This is a genomic window from Pontibacillus salipaludis (assembly GCF_014642405.1).
Taxonomy (GTDB): Bacteria; Bacillota; Bacilli; order Bacillales; family BH030062; genus Pontibacillus; species Pontibacillus salipaludis.
This window is the reverse complement of the sequence record NZ_BMIN01000002.1, coordinates 82,640-106,912: the sequence shown is the minus strand read 5'-3', so window position 1 is coordinate 106,912 and position 24,273 is coordinate 82,640. Positions and strand designations below refer to the sequence as shown.

Annotated in this window: 22 protein-coding genes; 14 read left to right on the top strand and 8 right to left on the bottom strand. The window is 41.9% G+C overall.

Annotated elements, in window-relative coordinates; genetic code table 11:
* Window positions 1-450 precede the first annotated feature (450 nt).
* Complete coding sequence (locus tag IEW76_RS02705) at window positions 451-1,329, bottom strand: fructosamine kinase family protein (RefSeq protein WP_188650679.1); 879 nt, start codon at window positions 1,327-1,329, stop codon at window positions 451-453.
* Between the two features lie 203 nt (window positions 1,330-1,532).
* Between IEW76_RS02705 and IEW76_RS02700 the strand changes: the two genes are divergently transcribed.
* Window positions 1,533-3,434, top strand: coding sequence for a bifunctional metallophosphatase/5'-nucleotidase (locus IEW76_RS02700; protein WP_188650678.1), 1,902 nt, complete (start codon window positions 1,533-1,535; stop codon window positions 3,432-3,434).
* A 56-nt stretch (window positions 3,435-3,490) separates the two neighbouring features.
* On the opposite strand, the gene IEW76_RS02695 is transcribed toward IEW76_RS02700, so the two are convergent.
* Window positions 3,491-4,252: an AraC family transcriptional regulator gene (locus IEW76_RS02695; RefSeq protein ID WP_188650676.1), complete on the bottom strand. Its 762-nt coding sequence runs from the start codon at window positions 4,250-4,252 to the stop codon at window positions 3,491-3,493.
* Window positions 4,253-4,446: 194 nt separating this feature from the next.
* Window positions 4,447-5,313 (bottom strand): GNAT family N-acetyltransferase, encoded by an 867-nt coding sequence (locus IEW76_RS02690; protein ID WP_188650673.1) that lies wholly within the window; start codon window positions 5,311-5,313, stop codon window positions 4,447-4,449.
* Window positions 5,314-5,427: 114 nt separating this feature from the next.
* Here IEW76_RS02690 and IEW76_RS02685 point away from each other — a divergent pair, with 114 nt between their 5' ends.
* The 3 genes from IEW76_RS02685 (at window position 5,428) to IEW76_RS02675 (ending at window position 8,034) form a co-directional block, all read left to right on the top strand.
* Window positions 5,428-7,143, top strand: coding sequence for an ABC1 kinase family protein (locus IEW76_RS02685; RefSeq protein ID WP_229721101.1), 1,716 nt, complete (start codon window positions 5,428-5,430; stop codon window positions 7,141-7,143).
* Window positions 7,136-7,453 (top strand): phasin family protein, encoded by a 318-nt coding sequence (locus IEW76_RS02680; protein WP_188650672.1) that lies wholly within the window; start codon window positions 7,136-7,138, stop codon window positions 7,451-7,453. The genes IEW76_RS02685 and IEW76_RS02680 overlap by 8 nt, the downstream gene beginning before the upstream one ends.
* 164 nt (window positions 7,454-7,617) lie before the next feature.
* Window positions 7,618-8,034, top strand: coding sequence for an IS3 family transposase (locus tag IEW76_RS02675; protein ID WP_188650670.1), 417 nt, complete (start codon window positions 7,618-7,620; stop codon window positions 8,032-8,034).
* Between the two features lie 66 nt (window positions 8,035-8,100).
* On the opposite strand, the gene IEW76_RS02670 is transcribed toward IEW76_RS02675, so the two are convergent.
* Window positions 8,101-8,967: an STAS domain-containing protein gene (locus tag IEW76_RS02670; RefSeq protein WP_188650668.1), complete on the bottom strand. Its 867-nt coding sequence runs from the start codon at window positions 8,965-8,967 to the stop codon at window positions 8,101-8,103.
* A gap of 192 nt (window positions 8,968-9,159) precedes the next feature.
* Here IEW76_RS02670 and coxB point away from each other — a divergent pair, with 192 nt between their 5' ends.
* The 6 genes from coxB to IEW76_RS02640 all read left to right on the top strand — a co-directional run bounded on the left by coxB (window position 9,160) and on the right by IEW76_RS02640 (window position 17,295).
* The gene (gene coxB, locus IEW76_RS02665) at window positions 9,160-9,864 is read left to right on the top strand and encodes a cytochrome c oxidase subunit II (RefSeq protein ID WP_188650666.1); all 705 of its coding nucleotides are present in this window, start codon (window positions 9,160-9,162) and stop codon (window positions 9,862-9,864) included.
* Window positions 9,865-9,876: 12 nt separating this feature from the next.
* Entirely contained in the window at window positions 9,877-11,805 is a 1,929-nt protein-coding gene (gene ctaD / locus IEW76_RS02660) for a cytochrome c oxidase subunit I (RefSeq protein ID WP_188650664.1), read from the top strand.
* A complete protein-coding gene (locus IEW76_RS02655; RefSeq protein ID WP_188650662.1) occupies window positions 11,792-12,361 on the top strand; it encodes a cytochrome c oxidase subunit 3 in 570 nt (189 codons plus the stop codon). The genes ctaD and IEW76_RS02655 overlap by 14 nt, the downstream gene beginning before the upstream one ends.
* A 682-nt stretch (window positions 12,362-13,043) precedes the next feature.
* Window positions 13,044-14,462 (top strand): Na+/H+ antiporter NhaC family protein, encoded by a 1,419-nt coding sequence (locus IEW76_RS02650; protein ID WP_188650660.1) that lies wholly within the window; start codon window positions 13,044-13,046, stop codon window positions 14,460-14,462.
* 185 nt (window positions 14,463-14,647) lie between these two features.
* Window positions 14,648-15,892: an NAD(P)/FAD-dependent oxidoreductase gene (locus tag IEW76_RS02645; RefSeq protein WP_188650658.1), complete on the top strand. Its 1,245-nt coding sequence runs from the start codon at window positions 14,648-14,650 to the stop codon at window positions 15,890-15,892.
* Window positions 15,893-16,020: 128 nt separating this feature from the next.
* Window positions 16,021-17,295, top strand: coding sequence for an ammonium transporter (locus tag IEW76_RS02640; RefSeq protein ID WP_229721100.1), 1,275 nt, complete (start codon window positions 16,021-16,023; stop codon window positions 17,293-17,295).
* A 461-nt stretch (window positions 17,296-17,756) separates the two neighbouring features.
* Here IEW76_RS02640 and IEW76_RS02635 read toward each other — a convergent pair whose 3' ends face one another.
* A complete protein-coding gene (locus IEW76_RS02635) occupies window positions 17,757-18,500 on the bottom strand; it encodes a YwaF family protein (protein ID WP_188650657.1) in 744 nt (247 codons plus the stop codon).
* Between the two features lie 425 nt (window positions 18,501-18,925).
* Between IEW76_RS02635 and IEW76_RS02630 the strand changes: the two genes are divergently transcribed.
* The 4 genes from IEW76_RS02630 to IEW76_RS02615 all read left to right on the top strand — a co-directional run bounded on the left by IEW76_RS02630 (window position 18,926) and on the right by IEW76_RS02615 (window position 22,052).
* Entirely contained in the window at window positions 18,926-20,266 is a 1,341-nt protein-coding gene (locus IEW76_RS02630) for a sodium-dependent transporter (RefSeq protein ID WP_188651104.1), read from the top strand.
* Between the two features lie 12 nt (window positions 20,267-20,278).
* Window positions 20,279-20,725: a GNAT family N-acetyltransferase gene (locus IEW76_RS02625; RefSeq protein ID WP_188650655.1), complete on the top strand. Its 447-nt coding sequence runs from the start codon at window positions 20,279-20,281 to the stop codon at window positions 20,723-20,725.
* A 657-nt stretch (window positions 20,726-21,382) separates the two neighbouring features.
* On the top strand, window positions 21,383-21,664 hold the full coding sequence (locus IEW76_RS02620; RefSeq protein ID WP_188650653.1) for a YwdI family protein: 282 nt from the start codon (window positions 21,383-21,385) through the stop codon (window positions 21,662-21,664).
* Window positions 21,665-21,686: 22 nt separating this feature from the next.
* The gene (locus tag IEW76_RS02615; protein WP_036780117.1) at window positions 21,687-22,052 is read left to right on the top strand and encodes a DUF423 domain-containing protein; all 366 of its coding nucleotides are present in this window, start codon (window positions 21,687-21,689) and stop codon (window positions 22,050-22,052) included.
* Here the strand turns inward: IEW76_RS02615 and IEW76_RS02610 are convergent.
* The 3 genes from IEW76_RS02610 to hemQ form a co-directional block, all read right to left on the bottom strand.
* A complete protein-coding gene (locus IEW76_RS02610) occupies window positions 22,049-22,297 on the bottom strand; it encodes a hypothetical protein (RefSeq protein ID WP_036780115.1) in 249 nt (82 codons plus the stop codon). The two genes, IEW76_RS02615 and IEW76_RS02610, sit on opposite strands and share 4 nt — an antisense overlap.
* Before the next feature lie 157 nt (window positions 22,298-22,454).
* On the bottom strand, window positions 22,455-22,952 hold the full coding sequence (gene gerQ, locus IEW76_RS02605) for a spore coat protein GerQ (protein WP_229721099.1): 498 nt from the start codon (window positions 22,950-22,952) through the stop codon (window positions 22,455-22,457).
* 423 nt (window positions 22,953-23,375) lie between these two features.
* Window positions 23,376-24,119, bottom strand: a complete 744-nt coding sequence (gene hemQ / locus IEW76_RS02600; protein ID WP_188650651.1) for a hydrogen peroxide-dependent heme synthase — start codon at window positions 24,117-24,119, stop codon at window positions 23,376-23,378.
* Between the last annotated feature and the right edge of the window lie 154 nt (window positions 24,120-24,273).

Genomic DNA, 24,273 nt, shown 5'->3' with positions numbered 1-24,273 from the left:
GGACCGTACGGATAAGACAGCTTTTTGGAAAAGGCGATTAGCCTTTGTAAAAAAGATGACTTATCTCGCTAGGTCCTCCACGCTGGAACTAGATAGGCTCTTTTCCCCGTGGGAGTCTCGTCGTTCCCCAGCAAGTCCTGACGTTAATTGGATGAAAGGACCAGGTTCTTATATTATTATAGATATTTTCAAGCCCCTTGAATCTCACATATAACGCGTTTCCGTTTACTCTTACTTGGAAAAGGTGGGCCTGGAAACTGCGAGACTCCCGTGGGCAGAAGAGCCTAGGTGAGACCCCGGAGCCCGGCTTTGCCGGGTGAGGAGGCTCACCAGCTCCCCACAGGAAAGCGAGTGGTTTCCAGGCCCACCTTAGACTCAACTAAAATTAACGGAAACTTTGGAAACTTTCTCAGCTTCGAGTCTTCCATATAAGCGGCCTTATATGGATAATTATCCAACATAACGCTTCAAGATACGATCCACGCTACCGGCATAGGCCTCACCGAACAAGTTCAAATGAGCAAGCAAGTAATACAACTGATAAAGAGGCTTGATATCCTCATAATTCTCAGGTAAAGGCATTTCTTCCTGGTACGCTCGATAAAACCCTTCAGAATATCCTCCAAATACTTCAGTGAACGCCATTTCAAAAGCATGATCACCGTAAAAAACAGAAGGATCGATTAAACATGGATCACCATTTGGGCCAGCCATCCAGTTTCCGCCCCATAGATCTCCGTGGAGTAAAGAAGGTTTCACTTCATGAGTGAGCCACTGAGGCAAGCGTTCCATTAGCTTCTTTAACCTTTGCTTCCTTTCTAGTGGTAACTGACCTTTTTCTGCAGCCATGTTGAATTGAGGAACAAGACGATCGTCGTGATAGTATGTCGTCCAGTCTTCTACAAGGCGATTCGGCTGTGGAAGCGAGCCGATAAAAGTATCTTCTTCAAAACCAAATTTTTCTCCGTAGGCTTTATGCATGTTGGCTACCCCGCGTCCTAATCGCTCTTCGGTATCACCAGTAGGTTCTCCTTTTAGCCACTCCATCACGAGTGCAACTTGCTCATTTCCTTTTGGTTCATCATAGTGATACACCTCTGGTACACGGATTGCTTTCGTATCACGAATGTATTCAAGTCCCTTTGCTTCGACGCGGAAGAAGTGTTCAGGAACGTCCTTGTTTGTTTTGACGAAGTATTCTTGTTCTTTTGTGCGAACATAGAAAGCCTGGTTGATGTCACCTCCAGAGATCGGTGTTGTCTCTTTAATAGAAGACGTGTCTCCAAGGGTTTCTAATGAATGATAGATAATTTGATTTATTTCCTTCATTTACTTCACTCCCTAGTAGTTCATATGTTTTATTCATTATCCTACAATCGACCTGTTCTAACATAAACTTCCTATAAAGGTAGAAAAAGATCGAAAATTCTTTATAATAAAATTGGAAGCGACAAAACATTTCTTTATTAAATCAACTTACATAAGGACCAAACATCACAATTGTAATGTTTTAGTATGAAAGGGTCAAAATAATGAAAAAGGGGAGAAGCAATGTGGTATTAAGAAGGATTGGACAAGTTCTGGCTACAGTTCTATTATCTGTTACGTTATTTGGGGGAGCTGTACAAGCGGAGCCACTTACATCAAATGATTATATCGAATTAATGGTCGAGGGAGAAATCTTAAAAGGCGATTCTGAGGGTGACCTGAACTTAGATCGTAACATTACAGCTGCGGAGGCTGCTAGAATTATGGCTCGCACGTTAGAAGTTAAAGTGCCGGAAGATCATGTAGGAGAGCGCTTTAATGATCCGTATCTGCTATGGGCTTACGAAAAAGGAGTGGCAGACAAGAAACATTTAAACAACCCTGGTAAGAAATTAAATGCTAAAGAATTAACCAGAATGGCAGAGCAATTAGGGTTCGACTTATCTTTCGCTAAAAATGGGTTAGTTACTCGTGGGGAATTCCTGCAAACCTTTGGCGATGCCACTATAGACCATATAACGATTGCGCACACGAATGATGTCCATGGTCACATCGAAGAAGATTCTTATAACGGTGAGTTTGGCTATGCCAAAATGGCCACACTTATTAAACAGTGGCGTGAGGAAAGTGAGAACTTTCTTTTACTTGATGCAGGAGACACGTTCCAAGGGACAATCTTCGTTAATCAGTTCCAAGGAGAAACGGTCCTCCCAATATTAAATTATTTGGATTATGACGTTATGGCTGCAGGGAATCACGAGTTTGATTTTGGGTACGAGCAATTGTTAAATCTAAAAGACCAATTAGATTACCCTATGATTTCATCTAACGTCTTTAAATTAGAAGATGGAAGTACTCTATTAGCACCTGTTCATTATCAAGAAGTGGCAGGAAAGAAATATGCGTTCGTTGGTTTTGTTGCGGAGGAGACGCCAGTCTTAACTCATCCGGATAACGTAGAAGGGTTAACATTTAAAAACCCTGTAACAGTCGCACAAGACTTGATTCCGAAAGTACAAGAGAAGGCAGATCACGTCGTAGTTGTTTCTCACGTAGGGATAAATGTGGACCGCGAAATTGCTGCCTCCGTTGACGGAATCGACCTCATTGTAGGCGGGCACTCTCATACGCCTCTTGAAGAGCCGGAACGTGTAAATGATACGTATATCGTTCAGGACTGGGAGTACGGGAAATCGCTTGGAAGAGCGGACCTATATTACGTGAACGATAAACTTGTCCGATTCAAAGGCGGATTAGTCGACTATGATCCATCAGTTGAGGCAGATCCGGAAGTAGAAGAAATGGTCGAGAACATTACAAGTCAAGTGGATGAGAAAATGAATGAAGTCATTACAACAGCCACTGTACCACTGAATGGTGATCGCGTGGATATTCGATCAAAAGAAACGAACTTAGGAAATCTTATTACTGATATCTTGCGCGAGAAAACCCAATCCATTGAAGGCTATGAAGCAGATGTAGCGTTAATGAACGGCGGGGGGATCCGTGCAAAAATTAATGAGGGTGAAGTAACAAAAATGGAGCTTTACAATACACTACCATTCCCTAACACCTTAACTATCTTAGATGTAACGGGTGCAGAATTAAAAGAAGCACTAGAGAATGGAGTCAGTAAAGTAGAAGAAGGAGCAGGTCGATTCCCACAAATTAGCGGCATGACATTCACCTATAATTCAGATAGACCTGCAGGAGAGCGAGTAGAAGATGTAACTGTAGGAGGAGAGCCGCTTCAAGAAGAGGTTACCTACAAGCTGGCAACTAATGATTTCCTTGCTGTAGGTGGCGATGGATATGAAGTGTTTAAAGATAATGAATCATTTAATACAGGTTACACCATTTATAACGTTGTGGAAGAGTATTTCATGAAACAAGAGACCGTATCGCCAGAAGTAGAAGGGCGCATTGTAGATTTGGCGCAACAATAAGATAGAAAAGGACCCGGAGCATTTACTCCCGGGTCCTTTTTACATGCATACTGCTCTTAAGATAGAGCGGTTTCTTGTCCAACTTTAGAATGGGATTCTCTAAATTCTTTTGGCGTGACGTTTGTATATTTCTTAAACAAGGAGGTATAGTAGCTTTGGTTACAGAATTGAAAGAGGGTAGCAATATCGGAAATAGGAGTAGTAGTGTGAAGAAGAAAGTATTTGGATTCCTCAATTCGTTTTTGATTGATATACTGCACGACAGATACGCTTACTTCTTTCTTAAACAAGTGAGATAAATAACTTGGACTGACCAGACTGTTCTGGGCAATGGAATCGAGTGTGAGATCTTCTAAAATGCGGTCATGAATAAATGCAATCGCTTGGTTAACCACTTTACTGTACGGAAGAGTCTCTTCTTTGTTGAGGCGCTCAATAAACTTCGTCAGCATGTCTTTCTCAAGTTGAAAAAGGTCATCAACATCGTTGATTCTTTCGATCTGTTCCATGTACTGATCGCTTAAACGGAATGCATCTTCTGGTTGAACACCGCTATGAATAATCGTGCGCGTAAAAAGGGTGCAAGAACTAACGAGGACATTTTTAACGGAACGCAAGGTTGGATTTGGTGATATAATCGCTCGTTCTTCGTTTATAGAATGTAAGAGTTGATGGGCTTTTTTAGGGTCCCCTTGTGAGACAGCGACAAGAAGTTGGCGTTCCATCAGATAGGATGGATGTAAGTAATCATGGTTGCGATTCTGTAAGCGAACTTTCATAAACTGTTCAATTGTGGCCTGTTTAATAGACGTACTCATTATGTCACCTACAAATCTAGTTTTTTAACGATTTTAATATAATTGTAAGCGATTTCGCAACAAAATCAAGACGTTTTGCAATATTTTTTGTAAAATTGGAAAATTTAATCTTTTTTACGCACTTGAAGAAACCGCCCATGACTCTCTTATGAAGCAGTTTTTCACAGATCACGAGCGGCTTCTACATCACTTGTTTATCGAATTGTTTTTGTGTAAGCGACAATAGTCGTGTGTTCCTGAAACCCAAGTTCTTTGTATAACCTCTCAGCTTGAGGGTTCGTAGACCTTACCGGTACTGTGACAACGGATAGACCTTGCTCTAGGAAAGCCTGGTGGCAAGCGTACTGGATTAATGCTGAACCAATGCCTTGACCTTGTTCGCTATCTTCCACCTGCAGAAAGCATATTTCACCTTCGTCCATCCCTTCAATCTGTTCGAAGAAGATATACCCTTTTATAGTGTCCTCTTCTTTATAGCACCATAATGAAAAATGCGGATCTTGGATTAAGTGAGTCATCTCTGCTGCGTTAAAATAGGCCGCATCTGGGTGCAACTTCTGCAACTTGTCAAAGGACCCCTCGTAAGGGACTATATGTTTACTAAGAGGAGTGTGGAGGTGAGTTTGTTTAGGGAGAATCAAGTTCTTCTCCCGGTTATAAAGATTAAAGCCTTGTGATTCACAAAAGTGAAGAACATTTTGGTTTTGCTCAAAGAAAGCAACTTTCAGCTCCGTATATGTGCCCTTCCATTTAGAGATCGCCTTTTCCCATAGCGTTTCCATCACGCTTAAGGCATCCTCTCCGTAGCCAAATGGGCCAAGCAACCTTCCAACCTGTTCACCTTCAAACGGCTCAAGCCCTATAAACCCTTTTATTCTTCCTTCCTCCAAAGCGACAAAAGCATGGGGTTCTTGGAATTGGAGTAACGTTCCAAGTTGTGCTTCAATTGCACTCGTTTCTGATTCCAACCAAGCAATATAGTGAACGTCTTGTTCGTTTAATTGGGCTAGCCACTCGCTTAGGGGGGTAATTTGGTCATTTTGTAGAGTCTGAATTTCCACCTGAGTCCTCCTAACATTTATTTAGGTTTTGGATCCTATTCATATAGGGAACATCTTTCCCATGGTCTCTATTCACCATACCAAAATACATACATTACCCCAAACGAGAGGGTTGTGAGTGCTGAAAAAGGGTACAAATACTATAGAGAGATGAGAGAGGGGGAAGGGAAGCAGTTGAGGTATAATGCACTTTATCGAATTACTATTATCGTAGCAATGGCTTTAAAATTTTTCTGGCAGATCTTTTGGTTTCAACGTTTCCATCGTATTTGGGATGAACGCACAAGAGATAAATGGCAAGACCTCTTAGTAAAACAAGCAAAGGAATATAGGAAGAAGGCGCTAATGCTTGAGGGGTTGCTTATTAAGTTCGGGCAATTCTTAAGTACACGTGCCGATCTTCTCCCCCCTGTGTTTTTGAAGGAATTAGAAGGGTTAGTTGACAGAGTCGAGCCCGTTCCGTTTGAGAAATCAAAAGAAATTTTAGAGCGAGAATGGGGAGGAGATGTTTCTAAGCATCTTCAGGAAATCGGAGATGAACCTGTAGCCTCCGCTTCGATCGGTGAAGTGTATAAAGGTAAACTCCATAATGGTCAGGAAGTAGCTGTGAAGATCCAGCGCTACCGAGTGGAAAAAATATTCCATACCGACTTTAAGGCACTTCGAATCGTATTCTGGTTACTAGCCCGCTTAACTTCCATTGGAAAAAAAGCGGATCTTGGCGAATTATATCGTGAACTGGTTTACGTTATGGGGAAAGAGCTAGATTTCACTGAAGAATTAAAGCATTCCCTTTATTTTAAGAAGCGTTTCTCTGGATTTAAGGGAGTATATGTCCCTGATTATCATGAAGATCTATCAACAAGGCGAGTGCTTGTGATGGAATGGATTGAAGGAGTAAAGATTACAGACGAATCATTCATACAAGAAAACAATTTGAAGCGCGAAGATTTGGCTAAGCGAGTATTTGATCTATTTGTCGAGCAACTTGTCTCTGATGGCATGTTTCATGCGGATCCTCACTCAGGGAACTTAATGGTCCGTTCAGATGGCACCATTGTCATGATTGATTTCGGTATGGTTGGTGAAATTAGTAAAGAAGATGCCAGTTACATTCGTATGATCATTCAAGGGTTTATTATGGATGATTACGATAAAGTCATTGGCGCTTTAGAAGATATGGATTTCCTGCTTCCTTACGCAAATCGTCAGAAGGTGAAACGACTATTAAAAGAAACAGCTGATATGTACTTGCAGGGGGACTTTGAGAAATTTGACCAGGAAGCACTGAATCAAATTATGAAAGACCTCCAGGAGTTTGTGAAAGAACAACCTATTCAAATGCCAGCGGACTATGCATTCCTTGGTAGAGCCGCATCGATCGTAATTGGAGTTTTAACGACAGTGTATCCGGATATCGATTTAATGAAGTGGGGAAAACCTGTTATTAAGCAGTGGGTATCTGGTGGAGAATCAGATGCAAGCCTCTATAAAGAAGTGATTAAAGACACAGCGAAACCCCTCCTTTCCTTACCGAAAAGCTTGAATGAATACTTAACAGATGCCCCTAGGCAAAGAGCTTTTGAGGAAAGAAAGCAACAGAGGCAAATGTTTCACCATTACTACTTCTTTTATGCGTTTCTATCCTTCTTCTTATTTATAGGTGGAGGTGTGTTTGCTTTATATAGCTTTGAAAATCTTGCATCACTGTACATGTATATTGGATTTATAACAGGAGCTACGGGTCTTGCCGCCTTCATACTAGTGGCAAGTGTTCATTTCAGAACCATTAAAATTACGACAAAAGATAGGAGGAATAAGGGTGAGTGATTTGCTACGTAAAGGGTTTTTAATCGGGATTGGTGCTGCGTTAAATGGTAAAGAGAAAGTAGAGAAGGTATATAACGAAATGGTGGAAAAAGGACAGATGAGTCCTACAGAAGCTAAAGAAGCCATTCGTGAATTTCGCGAAAAAGGTGAAGCTCAAAACGAAAAGTGGAATGCTCAAACAGAAGCTTATTTCCGCGAGCAAATCCGTGATCTCGGCTTCGTGACGAAAGAAGAATACCATGCACTTGAGGAACGTGTACAAAAGTTAGAGAAATTGCATGAGACCTCAACGGATGCAGGAGAGGAATAAGAATCTGCTCCCTTACGTGTGATGGTCATAGGAGAAAGTAAAGCTCATCCAATCATGGTTTGAGCTTTATTTTTGGTTATTAGTCACATACTCTTTAAATAGATAAGGCAGTTTTTATATAAACTATTGAATAGTAAAAAGCAAATACGAAGGAAGGTATTGTGTTGGTATCTAAGCGAAAGGAAACAGAAGAAGGACAACCTATAAAATCTTCGGGTGATGGTGATAAGGAGATGAAGGAGGCATATTTAAAGAAAATCGATAGTATGGGCTCAGATCATTTAACCTTATCGAAGAGGGAAAAAGCACAAGCTGTTTATGAACTAAGTCAGGAATATCAGTGGCCAATTAATCGCTTAATAAAGGTAGCGGGATTGCCGCGTAGTACGTACTATTATACAAGGACGAAGATGAATGAGCCTGATCCTGACTTTGAGTTAAAAGAGCTTGTCTCTTCTATTTATTTTGAATATGAGGGACGTTATGGATATAGACGTGTTCAAAAAGAACTAGAAAATAGAGGCCACACTGTCAATCATAAGAAAGTATACCGAATCATGAAAGAGCTAGGGTTCAGTTAAATGGTTATTTACATGAATACAACCATCCCTAAGACATCGGAGTCAAAAGGGATGGTTGTTTGTGTTTCAAGCTTGTTTTGGTTTTGAAGTTTGATGGTAAAGCATCGCCACGGCTTGCTTTAACGTAGCTTTTGTAATGACATCCTCTTTTGTTTTAGAAACGAGACCCATTTGAACCGCCCGCATGCTTAAGTCAGGACGCATACCAGTTAAAATCGGTTTAAGGCCGAGGATCTCAAGAGATGTAAGTAGTTTCTCCAAGTGGCTCATGAAAAGGTCATCCACCTGGTAAACCCCGGATAAGTCAATAACAAGCCAATCAATATCCAGCTCATTGGCTTCCCTTAATGTTTCCTCAATGATCACATTGGCGCGTTTTTCATCAATTTCCCCGATAATAGGTAAGATGGCCACATGATCCATAATCGGCACAATAGGGGTCGATAACTTCAAATATTTTTCTTCATAATCATTTACTTTTCGTTGGTCGGCCTTAGAAAAGGCCATCGTAAATCCATGCACAATATAATTAAATAACGTATCAATGCGGTTTACAATTTCCATTAGCTGTTTAAAAGATTCATTTCTCCCGCGCGTTTGGTTCTCGACAAAGGTCCATATGGCTTCTTTGTACAGACTTAATTTCTCGATGTAATCAGATAAGACTCCTTCTCGTTTGCTGACAGCTTCCCCCATGCTCTCCCCAAGATCTGTCGCACGTTGGATAGAATTCCCTTTCTCAACGACATTCTCTCCGATCATGCCTACGAGTTTGTTTAAGAACGAAATCAGTTGTTCACGGTCTTTGGCTTCCAATCCGCTATATTCTTTCGGATAATGCTTTTCTAGTAAATCTAGAATATCAGAGGCGATCAAAGATGAATGAGCTTGCAATTGTGCTTGAAAGAAAGAGTAATGATGTCGATGTGTCATAGTCTACTTCAATCCTCCATTTAAGTTCAATTTTCTAAAAATCATTATAATCATTTTGAAAAAAGAAGTAAATCTATGATGCCTTTTATCTTCCAGGAAGTTTTACACATTTATGTAAGTTTCAGTTTGATTCGGTGGGGAGAGGGTTATAGAGTAAGAAATCGCCATCTGTTCTAAAAGTGAGGGGAATCTATGAATAAATGTAAATTACTAATGGCTTCGTTAGTCATCTTTTTAACAGGGTGCAATTTAAGAGTGTTGGATCCTAAGAGTGAAACAGCGCGTGATCAGTCTTTTCTTATTCAGTTTAGTTTTGCTCTAATGATGATCGTATTTGCAATCGTTATCATACTTTTTGTTTGGTTTTTATCGAAATATCGTGAAAATGATCAAAACAAGGATTACATACCTGCTGATGAAAAAGGAAGTCCATGGCTCGAAATTACTTGGACCGTCATCCCTTTTATTTTGTTAGCTATTCTGGCTGTTCCGACTGTATCTATAACCTTTGAACAATCGGCTCAAACAGAATCTACGCCGACTGATGCAGTCCTAATTGAGGTAACGGGTCAACAGTTTAGTTGGACCTTCTCCTATCAAAACGGAGTAGAAACCGTAAATGATCTACGCTTGCCTGTAGATCGACCTGTAGAGTTCACCTTACGTTCAGATGATATTATTCATTCCTTTTGGATCCCAAAGCTCGGCGGGAAGAAGGATCTCATACCAGGTGAGACGAGGCGGATGATTGTAACCCCTGAAGAGACCGGGACCTATCAAGGGAAATGTGCGGAGTTTTGTGGACGTGAACATACGAAGATGAGGTTTACTACAACCGTTATGGAAGAATCAGAGTACGAGCAGTGGTTAGAGGATATGAAGGAGAAAATTGAGTAAAGGATGGGTTAGATGACATTTGAGCTTTTTAATCGGACGTTCTTTATAGCTACGGACGTTTTATTTGCATATATAGTACTTATAGGCACCGGTTTAGGGGTGTTGTATCTAGTAAATCGAGCGAATAAATGGTCTGTGATTAAAGATTATGTGACAACTACTCACCACCGGAAGATCGGTGTACTTTATTTGCTTTCGGCGACACTTTTTTTCTTGAGAGCAGGAATAGAAGCGTTAATTATCCGGATGCAACTATCTGTGCCGGAAAATGACTTCTGGGTCTTTCAAGGAGATAAATTCAATGAAGCATTTACGACACATGGAACGATCATGATCTTTTTTGTAGCGATGCCTCTTTTAATTGGACTCATGAACGTGGCGGTTCCTCTCCAAATTGGAGCCCAAGACATGGCCTTTCCTTATATGAATGCGATAAGCTTTTGGCTGTTTCTGGCCGGGGCGATCCTTGTGAACATGAGCTTTTTCATGACAGCTTCGCCAAACGCTGGATGGACAGCTTATGCCCCTTTATCTACTGCTGAATTTACACCAGAAGCGGGGAATGATTACTACATATTCGGTTTACAGGTGTCAGGGGTTGGAACGATTTTAGCTGCTATTAATATGATAGTAACGATTGTCCGTCACCGGGCGCCAGGCATGAAAATGACCCGCATGCCCCTATTTGCATGGTCGACTCTTGTAACAGCTTTTCTAATTCTTATTGCTTTCCCAGTCCTGACAATAGCCCTTTATATTCTAATGTTTGACCGATTATTTGGGACCTCATTTTTCTCAGGGGAGTCAGGTTCGCCAATATATTGGCAGCACTTATTCTGGATTTTTGGCCACCCCGAGGTCTATATCATAATCATACCGGCATTTGGAATTTTCTCGGATGTTATCTCTACCTTCTCCAAGAAGCGAGTGTTCGGTTATACCTCTATGGTTGTCGCGATCGTCATTATCGGATTGCTCGGTTTCATGGTATGGGTGCACCACATGTTCACGGTGGGCCTTGGTCCAGTTGTGAATACCGTTTTTGCGATTACAACAATGCTGATCGCTGTGCCAACAGGTATCAAAATCTTTAACTGGCTCTTTACAATGCGAAAGGGTGTTATTCGTTTAGGCACACCAATGCTTTTTGCTGCAGGTTTTATCCCCACTTTTGTAATAGGGGGTGTCACTGGGGTCATGCTTGCTGTGGCCGCGGCAGACTTCCAGTTTCACGATACGTATTTTGTTGTAGCTCACTTCCACTACACCATGGTGGGTGGAACGGTACTTGGAGCCTTCGCGGGCATCTATTATTGGTTTCCTAAAATGTTTGGTTTTAAATTGAAAGACGGGCTTGGAAAAGCTCATTTTTGGTTATTCTTAATTGGCTTTCATATTACCTTCTTTCCACAACATTTTGCCGGACTTAATGGAATGCCTCGAAGAGTATATACTTATACGGCAGAAGATAATATCTTTATCTTTAATTTCATTAGTACAATCGGAGCTTTCATGATGGGGATTGGTACCTTGTTCTTCGTCTTAAATATCTATAAAAGCTTCAAGGACCCGGACAAATGCGGAAATGACCCTTGGGATGGACGGACGCTTGAATGGAGCGTACCATCTCCGGCTCCAGAGCACCCATTTGATCCAATGCCACAGGTAAACACGGTTGATCCATTATGGGAAGCAAAGCGAAACCGGGGTGGCAAGCTACCGGTTGCAAACACATCCAGGTCAGCTCCGATTGATGTTACGTCTTGGCAACCTGTAAGCTTCTATGGGGTGATCATGCTATTTTCATTGTCCTTCATTTACCACGTGACGTGGCTACAAATCGTGTCAGGGGTTATGGTGCTAGCGTTTTTCGCCCTTCGTACGTTAACAGATGAACACACGAGACTGGCGAAAGAGGGTGAAAATCATGACAACGTATAAAAGTGACCAATTTGGTGATAAGCAGCTAGGATTTGCGCTTTATTTAATCGGTGAACTCATCATGTTTGCAACGTTGTTTGCAACGTACTTTTTATTTACACCCTCTGCTATAAATCCGACCCCAAGTGAGACATTTGAGCTTAGGACGGTAATCATTACATCGGTTTGTCTCCTTAGTAGTAGTGCGACGATCCACTATGCGGAGAAGGCGTTTGAAAAGGGGAAAGGAAAAGGTGTTTGGATTGGGTTAACTTCTACCCTCATCTTAGCCACAGCCTTTATGGGATTTGAAATACACGAATTCTATAAATACGCCTCAGAAGGGTACACGCTAACAGAAAACCTATTCTTATCTTCCTTCTACATTCTAGTAGGACTCCACGCAGCACATGTTTTATTCGGAATCGGATGGATGGTATTACTATGCTACCAATACCCACGAATCCCTACTACAAGTTACGGACAAAAGCAGAAGATATTCAGCTACTACTGGCACTTCGTTGATGTCATATGGGTGTTCATTATTACATTCGTGTATGGACCCTATTTGTTCTAGAAAGAATGGTTACACAAGGTATAAATGGTTATTTTTATATGCAAAAAACATCAATAAATGCCGACACATCAAGGATTCTGTCGAAAAGTTACACGTGAAACAATAGTGAGAATTTTAACTATATTCCTTAAATAAAACCTTCAAGGACGTATGTAATTACGTTTTTGAAGGTTTTTTTATGGTTCAGTGCATAATAGCTTTTACTCTCTAAATATTTTAAACAAGCTTATAGCTACGTGGGAATCTATCCGTTTGTTTTGTTTGAGTCTTGGTAAAAAATACCTTATTATGCTAGCAAGCCAGAACATATTGCAGCACCTTATTTGAATATTCCTAGTGATATTCGAATTGTGTGCACGTTCATGAAATTTATGATAAGGGGTGTCCGGGGAACGGGGAGACTCCTGCGGGAGAAAGAGGTCGACGAGATCCCGCAGGGTGGTTTCCCCGAGGAAGCTGTTAAAAAGATAGAGGGAGTTCGACTAGGACCGTCACATCCTGTGACAACGTCGAACGACCCCACGTCGTGTGGGGCCGCGGAAAGCGAGTCGTTCCCCGGACCCCCCTACCACTCATTAAATGTAACGGCCTTCGCCAATTATCGATCACTAATGAATTCAAGCATAAAATAACGTCTTTCTCACATGCTATGAACAGCATGTCTAGAAATGAGGAGAAGTGTATGAACTGGTTCTCGATTATTCCTTTTATTGTTGTAGTCATAACAGCCATCGCTACCAAACAGGTAATTCCTAGTTTGTTCTTTGGAGTGGTAGTCGCCGGATACCTCGTTACCCCGGATTGGTTAGGTGGTATGACACAGGCGCTTGAATTTGTAATTAAAGGATTATCTGATCCGAATAACTTAAAGATTATTATCTTCCTTTATGCTTTTTCAGGACTTATAGGGCTCGTTCGAATCTCAGGTGGTATTAAGGGGTTTGTGCAAACGGCAACAGAGAAGATATCGGGGCGTAAAGGGGCTTTTGCCCTTACTTGGTTATCCGCCTTAGGGACCTTCAGTGCTCCTAGTTTTCGAATTGTAACGATTGCCCCTGTGATGAAAGCGATGGTGAAGAAATTACCGATGACGAAACAGGAACTCGGGTTTGTCATCGAAACGACGGCTTCTCCTTTTGTCGTTCTCGTTCCAGTAGCGACAGCTTTTGTCGGCTACATGTCTTCTGTTATTGGTTTGTCAATGGATCAAAACGGGATAGAGGGAGACCCTTATATGTTTTTCCTTCGGAGTATCCCCTTTAATTTCTTTGCTATCTCAATGATTCTCATTGGCTTCTATTTGAGCTTCTTCCATAAGAGCAAAAAGCAAGCCACTGATGCTGAAAATAAAGATTCTGAACAGCAGGGGGAAGAGGATGATGATCAGTGGGAAGATTGCCATCCATCTGTATCGAAAGACCTTCCTTCGAACTATTGGCACCTCATTCTTCCGTTAGCTAGTGTTATCATCTTTACATTTTTCTTTATGTATATGCTCGGTGTGAAAAAGGAGGGCGCTGAAGGGTTTGAAGCATTAATAAATGCCAGTGTTCTAGATGCAATGGTATTAGCGGTAGTGATCTCCATTACCTGGTTTATCATTTATTTAAAAATAAGGTCCTACCCTCTAAGGAAACAAATGAATGAACTAGTGACAGGTGGCAATGAAATGATGAGTGTCATCCTATTACTAGCTATGGTTTGGGGTCTAAGTAAAGGATCAGAAGCACTTAATTTCGCTCAAACTATATCTCAGTCCCTTCAATGGATACCGGCCTCTTTCGTCGCAGTGCTCGTCTTCCTAATTGGATGCGCCCTGTCATATTTCATTGGTTCTTCATGGGGAACATGGGGCATTTTAATGCCTGTAGGAGTTTCGATTGCTACTGTCAGTGGTAGTTCATTGCCGATCGTAATCGGAGCGGTGTTTGCGAGTGGAACATTTGGAGCTTTCTCATCTCCTCTTAGTGACAATACCAATACAACAGCAGGCATTTTAAACTTAAACGCCGTGCGTTATGCGAAGTTCAAGTTTAAGCCAGCCGCAATGGCAGCCGGAGTAGCAGCAGTCCTCTATTTAGCCCTACCATTTTTCTTATAAAAGGCTCTGTTAATGTTTATTTGAAACGGAAATAAGGACATGTAGATTTAATTAGGCCCCATCCACACTATCATGTGTAAGCTTCGAGTCTTCAACAACCCTACACTTTTTTAGAAGAACCTATTATAAGAAATAACAACATTTCACTTTTAATAAAGCCATAAAAAAGAAGCGGAGGTATAACTATGGATTTGAAATCCGGATCGTTATTGTGGCTAGATAGCGTAGACCATTTAAAATCATATCCACGTGTAGCTCAGAACCTAAGTTGCGATGTAGTGGTAGTAGGGGGTGGGGAGTCCGGTGCCCTTATATCGCATGAACTTATAAAAGCAGGGCTAGACACGATTTTAGTGGATAAACGAAAAATCGGACATGGTTCTTCCTCAGCTAATACGGGGTTACTACAATTCTCAAATGATAAAACCCTAACCTCTTGTATAGAAACGTACGGAGTAGAACACGGTGTTCGTTACTATCACCTGTGCTTAGAGGGGGTAGAAAAAGTAGAGGCTTTAGCTCGGGAATGTTCAATAGAACCTGAATTTGTTAGGCGCGATAGTTTATACTTTGCTAGTTCTGAACAAGACCTTCCCCTTCTTCAAAAAGAATATAAAACGTTAAAGAAATATGGTTTTAATGTAGACTACATGCACAGAGGTGATGTGGAACAGTCTTTTTCTTTCTCTAAGCCTGGGGCCATATATGCGAAAGGGGATGCTGAGGTAAACCCATTTAAGTTAACGGTGGGGCTAATTGAGGCGAATGCAGGAAAAGGCCTTCGAGTATTTGAAAACACGGAAGTGGTAGACCACCGTGAAGGAGAAGATGAGGTGACTCTTCTTGTAAAAGGGGATTATACGATCCGTAGCAAATTTGTCGTGTATGCGATGGGCTACGAAGCGCAGCAAATGAAGAGAAATCCTAATGCTGTCTTGGGAACTTCTTTCGCCATTGCGACAGAACCAGTATCACACTTCCCGGGCTGGAAGGATCGTTGTTTAATTTGGGAAACTGTTCGACCGTATTTATATGCAAGGACAACTGCAGATAATCGTATTATTATAGGCGGATTAGATGAGCCATATATAAAGAAAGATCAAAGAGAACGGCACCTGCAATCGAAACGGGATCACCTTCTTCAATCATTACTTTCCCTTTTCCCAGATTTAGAGGGGATTAACGTTGACTATTACTGGGGAGCGGTATTTGGCAGTACACATGACGGCTTTCCGATTATTGGACCTCAACCTGAATTTCCTCGTAGCTTCTTTGCTTTAAACTACGGAGGCAATGGAACGATGTATTGTACCATCGCAGCGGAATTGATTAGGGACTTCATTGTAAAAGGGGAGCATCCCGACGCGCCTATTTTTTCAAATTTTCGTGTACCTAATAAATCCAATAAAATCAACAATGGAAACGCTTAATTTATTGCTGATAAATCAAGCGTTTCTTATTTTTTTGTTTAAATTGTTGACAATTATCTGAAAACTTGTAATATTATATACATGAACATGTTAGAAAACCTAACATAAAACGTTAAGGAGGAGTTACAGTGAGTGAATTAGGCATGATGAACAGTTTGTGGACGATGGTATCTGCCGTTTTGGTTATTTTAATGATTGGTGGATTTATTCTTTTAGAAGCAGGTTCAACCCGTATGAAAAACGCTGGCCACATTGCCGGAAAGACGATTTTTACATTTGGGATTTCGTCTTTGGTCTTTTGGGCCGTGGGGTATGGAATGATCTTTGGAGAAGGCAACGCATTTGTGGGGCTATCTAATTTCTTCTATGGTGGTACGATTGATGCCGGGGGAGATTTAGCTGAAACAGTCTTCTTCGTATTCCAGCTAGCATTTGCGGGAATTGCTTTAACGATCGCATTCGGAGGATTTGCAGAACGAGCAAAGCTATCATCTTATATTTGGTTTGCTGTATTATTCTCTGTTTTCATTTATCCAGTTGTGGCGCATTGGATCTGGGGAGGAGGCTGGTTATCTGAACACGGTAAGCAGGATTTCGCAGGATCTACTGTTGTTCACTTAACGGGTGCCATGGCAGCTCTTGCAGCTACGATGATCTTAAAGCCTCGGAGCGGAAAGTACAATAAAGACGGAAGCGTGAATGAAATCGAAGGTCATAACCAGGTCTACACTTCACTCGCTGTACTCCTACTATGGGTCGGTTGGTTCGGTTTCAATGCAGGTAGTACGGTATCAGTTGATGGGGCGTTCTTTGGATATGTTGCATTAAATACTCAGCTAGCTGCAGCGGCAGGGGCGGTTGCTGCTATGTTTATTACAATGATCGTTACGAAGAAAGCGCAAATCACAACGATGCTAAACGGAGCCCTGGCTGGTCTTGTTGCTATTACCGCATCTTGTGCCTTTGTAGCTCCTTGGGCAGCCGTAGTCATTGGTCTTATTGCAGGTGTAATTGTACACTATAGCATGTCCTTCTTTGAGAAGAAGCAGATCGACGATCCAATCTTCGCTCTATCTGTACACGGTGTAGCAGGTGTTTGGGGAACTCTTTCAACTGGTTTCTTCGCTACTCCTGAACTTGCAGCGGCTAATGGTGGTCGTGCAGGACTCTTATACGGTGGAGGTTTTGAACAATTAGGTGTTCAGGCTCTAGGTGTAGGAGCTAGTGGACTATATGCCTTCGTTGTCTCTTTTGTCTTCCTTAAGATTATTCAAAAGGCAATGGGCGGTATACGTGTATCCAAAGAAGAAGAACTTCTTGGTCTTGATATGAGTGAGCACGGAAGCTACGGATATCCAGAAGTATTCTCTAGAACACCACAAAAACAACAGCAAACAAGTTAATAGATACAAATCAAAAAACCGCCTGGGATCCTCCTCCTAGGCGGTTTTAATTGGGTAAAAGAACGAATTGGATAGCAATGTTGAAGGTTGCGGCTCTAAGTGTGGCAGGGGCCGTTGTGTTTTTGGGGTCTGAGTACGACATGCTTTCCGTAGGCGGTCTGGCACGACGTTGGTTATTGACTTGACGTTTTAGTCGAACTTCCTCTTTCTTTATAGAGCTTCCTCATTCTATCTCCGCAGTTCCAGCTGATTTAACACTCGTGATTCTTTATGGGGCATGTTTCCGTTCCTTATACATATGGCAAGGGTGGTTCGGGAAATTGCGAGACTCCTGCGGCAGAAGGAGCCTAGGGGAGACCCCGGAAAGCGCGTAGCGATTGAGGAGGCTCCCCAGCTCGCCGCGGAAAGCGAGCGATTTCCCGGACCACCCTGCGCTCAATCAGGCTAACGGAAACATTCTCTCATTCCATGAGTGCTTCTTTAAAAGGATTTTTTCTAGATTGGGTCACGCGATAAACGTAATATAATAGAAGGAAAACGGAAAAAGTGAGTAGCTCTAAATTAATATAATACCATACCCCTGAACCTAATAAGTCCAATGGTGTCTCCGCTGTCGGGGCACTTGAAAGGAATAGATAATTTGATCCAATCTCTCTATTAACAAAAAATATAAAAATAGCGTACATGTTGAGCACTCCGAACGTTCCTAGGAGGGAGCGGAACGTAATGGTGACATTTGATGTTAGGATTAAGAACAAGCTGGCCCAAGAAATTGCCATATGATGAAAGAAAAACTTTAGAAAACGATAATGAGGAAAAGCATTGGGCAATTCTGGGGTGAGAAGAGCCAGAAACGCTGGTATAATGCCTATAAAGAAATTAAATTGGATAAGGGGCTTGTTCCTTGTTATAAGAGCAACCATTGCTAATATGGAAGCAACTCCACATAAATGAAGAGGAACGAATTCTTTCGTACTCCAGATATCGTTTGAAATAGCGAATAGCTGATAAGTAAGTTCTGATAGTAGTAAAATGGTAAACAACGTCCATCTGATAAACGCTGTGTAGCGCTTAGAGCGCTTGAATAGGCGGTAACTAAATAAAAGTGTTAAGAGCCCTGCGAAGAAAAGGCTAAGGATCATAATATGACTCGTCATCAGCGGCTCAAATGGTTGATGAACCTCACTGCTAAACCAACGTCCCATAGCGTCACTCCTCTCTAAGCCGGGTTTTCACCATTTTATCACAAGGACAGGTTGGCGGCAGTATAGCAATTCTAGGGAAGGGGAAAATAGGTGAAGAAAAAAGCAAATTGTTTTCAGTGTGAGCATTTTTATACTACGTGGAATCCCGCTTTTCCTAGGGGATGTAAAGCGTATGGATTTAAGACGAAAGAAATTCCGTCTATTTTTGTAGAGAAGACGACCGGCTCCTCTTGTAGAGCTTTTCAAAAGAAAGCTAATCAACCCTCGTCACAGCAGTCTTCAAACTCTAGATTTGATATTCGTCTGTAAAATGTTAATGATTTGAAATGTCTGAAATTATATCGCTAATCCTTGAGATTTGTGATATAGTTTTCCGTATTTCAGAGAAAAAGAGAGAGAAAATGAGTGAAGGGAGTTCTGTGTTTATGGCAAGAGAGAAATGGCAGTCGAAACTAGGCTTTATGTTAGCTGCCATGGGATCAGCGGTAGGACTGGGTAACATATGGCGCTTTTCTTATGTAGCAGGAGAAAATGGAGGAGGAGCCTTTCTATTATTATATTTAGCATTTGTTCTGCTGATTGGAATTCCGGTTCTATTGTCTGAATTTAGTATCGGAAGAGAGGCCCAAAGTGATGTGGTAGGCTCCTATCAAAAATTAGCACCAAAAAAGCCCTGGTTTATTCAAGGTTATATGGGTTTAATTTGTTCGTTTCTCATACTAGGCTTTTATAGCGTGGTAGCGGGCTGGTCTCTGTATTATTTTTGGAATTATCTAAATACTTCGTTCTTTACAGCGCCTAGTGGCGGGTATGAGGCAGCCTTTGGTACCTTTATAACGAACCCTATATCCCCATTGTTTTGGCATGGTATGTTTATGGCCATCACGATTCTTGTTGTTTTAACAGGAGTGAAGGATGGAATCGAACGCGCTAGTAAAATCTTTATGCCGACGCTAGCGGTGTTGTTGGTCTTGCTAGCTGCTTATAGCGTTACGCTAGAAGGGGCTGTTGAGGGTTTGAAATTCTTGTTCCAGCCTAATTGGTCAATTCTTGAAGACCCTTCCGTCTATTTAGCTGCGTTAGGTCAAGCGTTCTTCTCATTAAGTCTTGGTATGGGAGGAATGTTGACGTACGGAAGCTATTTGTCAAAAGATGAGTCGCTGCCGTCTGCAACCTTAGGGATCGGTTTAATGGATACATTCTTTGCCATTATTGCGGGCGTTGTGATCTTCCCGGCCGTGTTTGCATTTAATATATCACCTGAATCTGGGCCGAACCTTGTATTTATTACGCTTCCGAGTGTATTTGAACAGATGCCGTTTGGAGGGGTTGTGGGACTTGTCTTCTTCTTCCTTCTTTGTTTAGCGGCTTTATCATCTTCTATTTCAATCTTGGAAGTGCCTGTCGCTTACTTTATGCGAAAGTTTGGCTGGGGACGTACGTTTTCAAGTGCCGTTCTTGGTGCGATCATGTATCTTCTCGGAGTTGCAGCGTCTCTTGGTATGGGAAGATGGTCCGACGTTACACTTATCGGTGATCGAGATATTATGGGCTCAATGGAGTTTGTTGCCTCGGATGTCTTCCTGCCGCTTGGTGGTTTAATTATCGCGTTATTCGTGGGTTGGCACTGGTCAAAGACAGAGGCTTTCCAAGCAACAGATATGGCTTCTGCAGGACCTATTCGACACATCTGGCGTTTTCTAGTAAAATTTGTAGCGCCCGTTTGTATTGCGATTATCTTCTTATCGTCTGTCGGGATCCTGTAATGAGGTGATGAAGTGATCGAACGTTTACAAAACACCGTCCCTGATGTAGCTAAGGAGATTATTGAGCTACAGAAAAGGAGTTATCCCATTGAGGCTAGACTTCTTGGTGTTAAAGAGCTACCTCCGATGGCAGACACAGCCGAGCAAATTGAAAATACGAATGAGATGTTTTTCGGTTTTCGAGAAGGGGACAGACTTTTAGGAGTCATCGGTTGTGAAGAACTACGTGAAGTGAATGTCCTAGCCAGGCTAGCAGTCCATCCTGATTATTTGCAACAAGGAATCGCTTCTAGTTTGCTTGAACATTTACTTGGAGAAGTGCCATTACCATTAGAAGTCATGACCGGGAGAAATAACACACCCGCCATTGAATTATATGAGAAATATGGATTTCACTATGAAGGTGATTCTGTCATGACAGAAGAAGGCATCGAATTAGTAAGGTTAGTGAAAGCGTAAGATAAAGAGGAACCGTTCGAAGCCCGAGCGGTTTCTTTTTTATGAGGAGAAGTTGCCCCTTAGACAGATGAAACACTTGCTCATAGAAAAGCTAGTGAGTTAAAACTAAAATCGACCTTTGATGATCATACTCCCGTATTTCCCCGGAAATATGACAAAATATCTCATCATAGAGATCGATGCTTAGACTTTAGCTCTGCTGGCGTTTCATGTGTATCTTTTCCGAATAAAGAGCTGCCTGCGTTTATGAGTCCCCGAGCAAGCCCTGCCGTTAAATGGGTTAACGACACTGAGATCACATCAAGTAATCTTGTTTTTCCTTATATGACGTGTTTCCGTTCATCCTAATATGGCAAAGGTGGGCCTGGAAACTGCGAGACTCCCGTGGGCAGAAGAGCCTAGGTGAGACCCCCGGAGCCCGGCTTGCCGGGTGAGGAGGCACACCAGCTCCCCACAGGAAAGCGAGTGGTTTCCAGGCCCACCTTACAACACACTATCATTAACGGAAACATTCCCTCAGTATCGAGTCTAGATTTTATTAGAGGGACGTTGGAGATTTTGTGACAGGTAGAGAGAATAAAAGGAATCCGTGTTATACTTTTTTGAGAGAAACAAGCACACAATAACTAGAAATAGAACGTGCAAGGAGGCAACGGTATGTCCGTTTCATATGATCAAATTTTGCAGAAAATGATGAAAGAGGTTCAAGAAGCAAGCCTTGGACAACGAAATCCAGAGAAAGTGAAAGAACATGTTCGAGCGGTTAAACTGCTAAGTGATTTAATATTAGATGAACAAGGGTCTGCTTCCTATACTCAAGCAACCCCGCAACCATATGTCCAACCACAAAGGACGGTGGAGTCACCGAAGGCTGCACCTAAACCAGAACCAGAAATAGATCACGAAGAGGCGAACGGGAACTCGTTATTTGATTTTTAATAGGAAATAGGGGGAGAGGAACATGAAAGTTTTTTTACTTTTAGGTGTCATTAACGGATTTCTTGCAGTAGCGCTAGGGGCCTTTGGAGCTCATGGCCTTGAGGGTCGTATATCGGAGAAAATGATTAAGACATGGGAGAAGGCAGTTAACTATCAAATGTTCCATACGATGGCATTATTAGTTGTTGGCCTCTTATTTACCAAAGTCACCGGAAATATTGCGTCTGCTGGATGGGCTTTCTTTATAGGGATTCTGTTGTTTTCCGGTAGTTTGTACATTTATAGTGTATCCTCCATTAAGTTATTCGCTATGATTACACCATTCGGAGGCGTTGCCTTCTTAGTCGGGTGGGTCATTCTTGGTTACGCTGTAATCCGCTACATTTAAAAGTAGAGGATCGTAGAGAATAGTAAAATGATGGCTGCTCGTAAAGCTTGCTCGATGAATACAGCTGTATTTCTTTGAGCGAAATGGGCCATTCCTTCAAATACAAAACTAAAGGCAAGCGTGTAAAACATCAATAACGTTAAAATGGACCATCCATCTTTCATGAGAGAAATAATGCCTATAAAGATTGCCAAGGCAAGCATCAAATATTGAAGCTGGGCGAACTTTTGAGACGGATGTTTCATAGCAAACGCTCCTTTTCGTTTAGTAGAAAATGCGGCTGACCCTATGCAGGGTCAGCCGTTTTTTGTGTGAAAGCTCCTGGACTAGACAGACTCGTATAACACTTGCAAATGCGGGTGAGGGTTATGACAGAATGTTTTTCGTTATCCCCTTCGCTTGTTACCTTGGTCTATTATTTGAATTCCCTCCAAATGGATAGGCGTAGTTGATTTCTTCAGGGAATGTGATGTAGTCGAGGTAGACCATTAGCAGTAAGTATCGTATGCCGGTTTCTGGATCGCTCAGAATAATATGATCACGGCCAGCGGCTTCTATGATTCCTTTGAAGATTTTGGCGTTCCAGTTGTCGTTGTTCTCAAAAGTCATATACACGGTCGCTTGCTTGCCCTTATTTAATCGTAGAATGTTTTCAATATAGGATTCTTCCTCGAGTGGTAAGTTCCCACCATTTTGTGAAGGAGGGAGCTGTTGACCACTTTGCGCGCCTGGCTGTTGAGGCATTTGCCCCATTCCCATTCCCATTTGATTTTGGTAATAGGGGTACATCATCGGCTGCCCCCCTTGCATTCCTTGCATGCCTTGCATAGGGTAGCCTCCATATGAGCCTTGACCACCTTGACCTGAACCATAAGAACCGCCTTGCTTTTGATTAGCCATGTAAGCCTGCACTCCTTTCGGTAATAAGTATCATTCTCACAAACCCGTTGATAAAAAAGATTTTATGAATTGCTTCAAATCCCCCTGACTTTTACACACCATTCTGTCGTTCCGGTTGGATCGCCTGTTAGGAACGACGGCCATATACTTACGTATTTCAAAAGCATATGAAGTAAGCGTACGACCAGACGTGAGGATTTGTTTCTTGTGATCTGAAAATCTCACAATCCTCTTAGAAACATGTTTATGTAATGATGAAGATAGATATGAACAAAAGAATAGGGGATGTTTAGGCGGAGTTGGATGAGGGTGACGAGTATCTTGAGCTGGTCGCCCTTATGCGCTATACGGTTTTTGAAGAAATAAAAAACGATCCCGAAAGTTGTTAGTTAACACTTTCAGGATCGTTTAATGAGAAGGTCGTTAAATGGCTAAGAACGAATTGATCTCGTCTTGTTTCAGAAGGTTCCCTACATAGAAGGAGCCGAATTCTCCGTAACGAGCGCTCACTTCGTCAAAGCGCATTTCATATACAAGTTTTTTAAATTGAAGAACATCGTGAGCGAATAAGGTTACGCCCCATTCCCAATCGTCGAAACCAACTGAACCGGTTATGATCTGGCGGACTTTGCCGGCATACTTTCTGCCGATCATACCGTGAGAATACATAAGTTTCCCGCGGTCTTCCATCGGAAGCATGTACCAGTTGTCATCCCCTTCACGACGTTTGTCCATTGGATAGAAGCAAATATACTCCCACTTAGGAAGGATTGGCTTCAAGCGAGCTTGGATTTCAGGGTCGGTTTCAGGGTCTTTTCCTCGTGCCATATAAGTGGATAGTTCCACTACGGATACGTAAGAATAAGAAGGAACTGTGTATTCAGCTAGTTTTGTTTTATTAAATTCCGTTTCAATCGCATTTAATTCTTCCATTGTTGGGCGTAAGATCATTAAGATGAAATCAGCTTTTTGGCCCACAACGGTGTAAAGAGCGTGGCTTCCTTCTTTATTCTGTTCCGTTTGGTTCCACTTCTCTAAAAGTTGGTGGAATTCATGGATAGCAGACTCTCGCTCGTCGCTTGATGCGTGCTTCCAAGACGTCCAATCAATAGAACGAAGGTCATGTAAACAATACCAACCGTCTAAGGTTTCAACTGCTTCTGGCATGGACACTCTCTCCTTTATATAAATGAGTTCATGATTTTTTTTCTTCCGTTTTTTACTATAACATAACTTCTTTACAATATGGAAACGCTGAAGATAGCAGGTGTGTGGGGTGGGAATAGAGGAGGATTCGTCTGAAAATAAAGAAATTTTAATA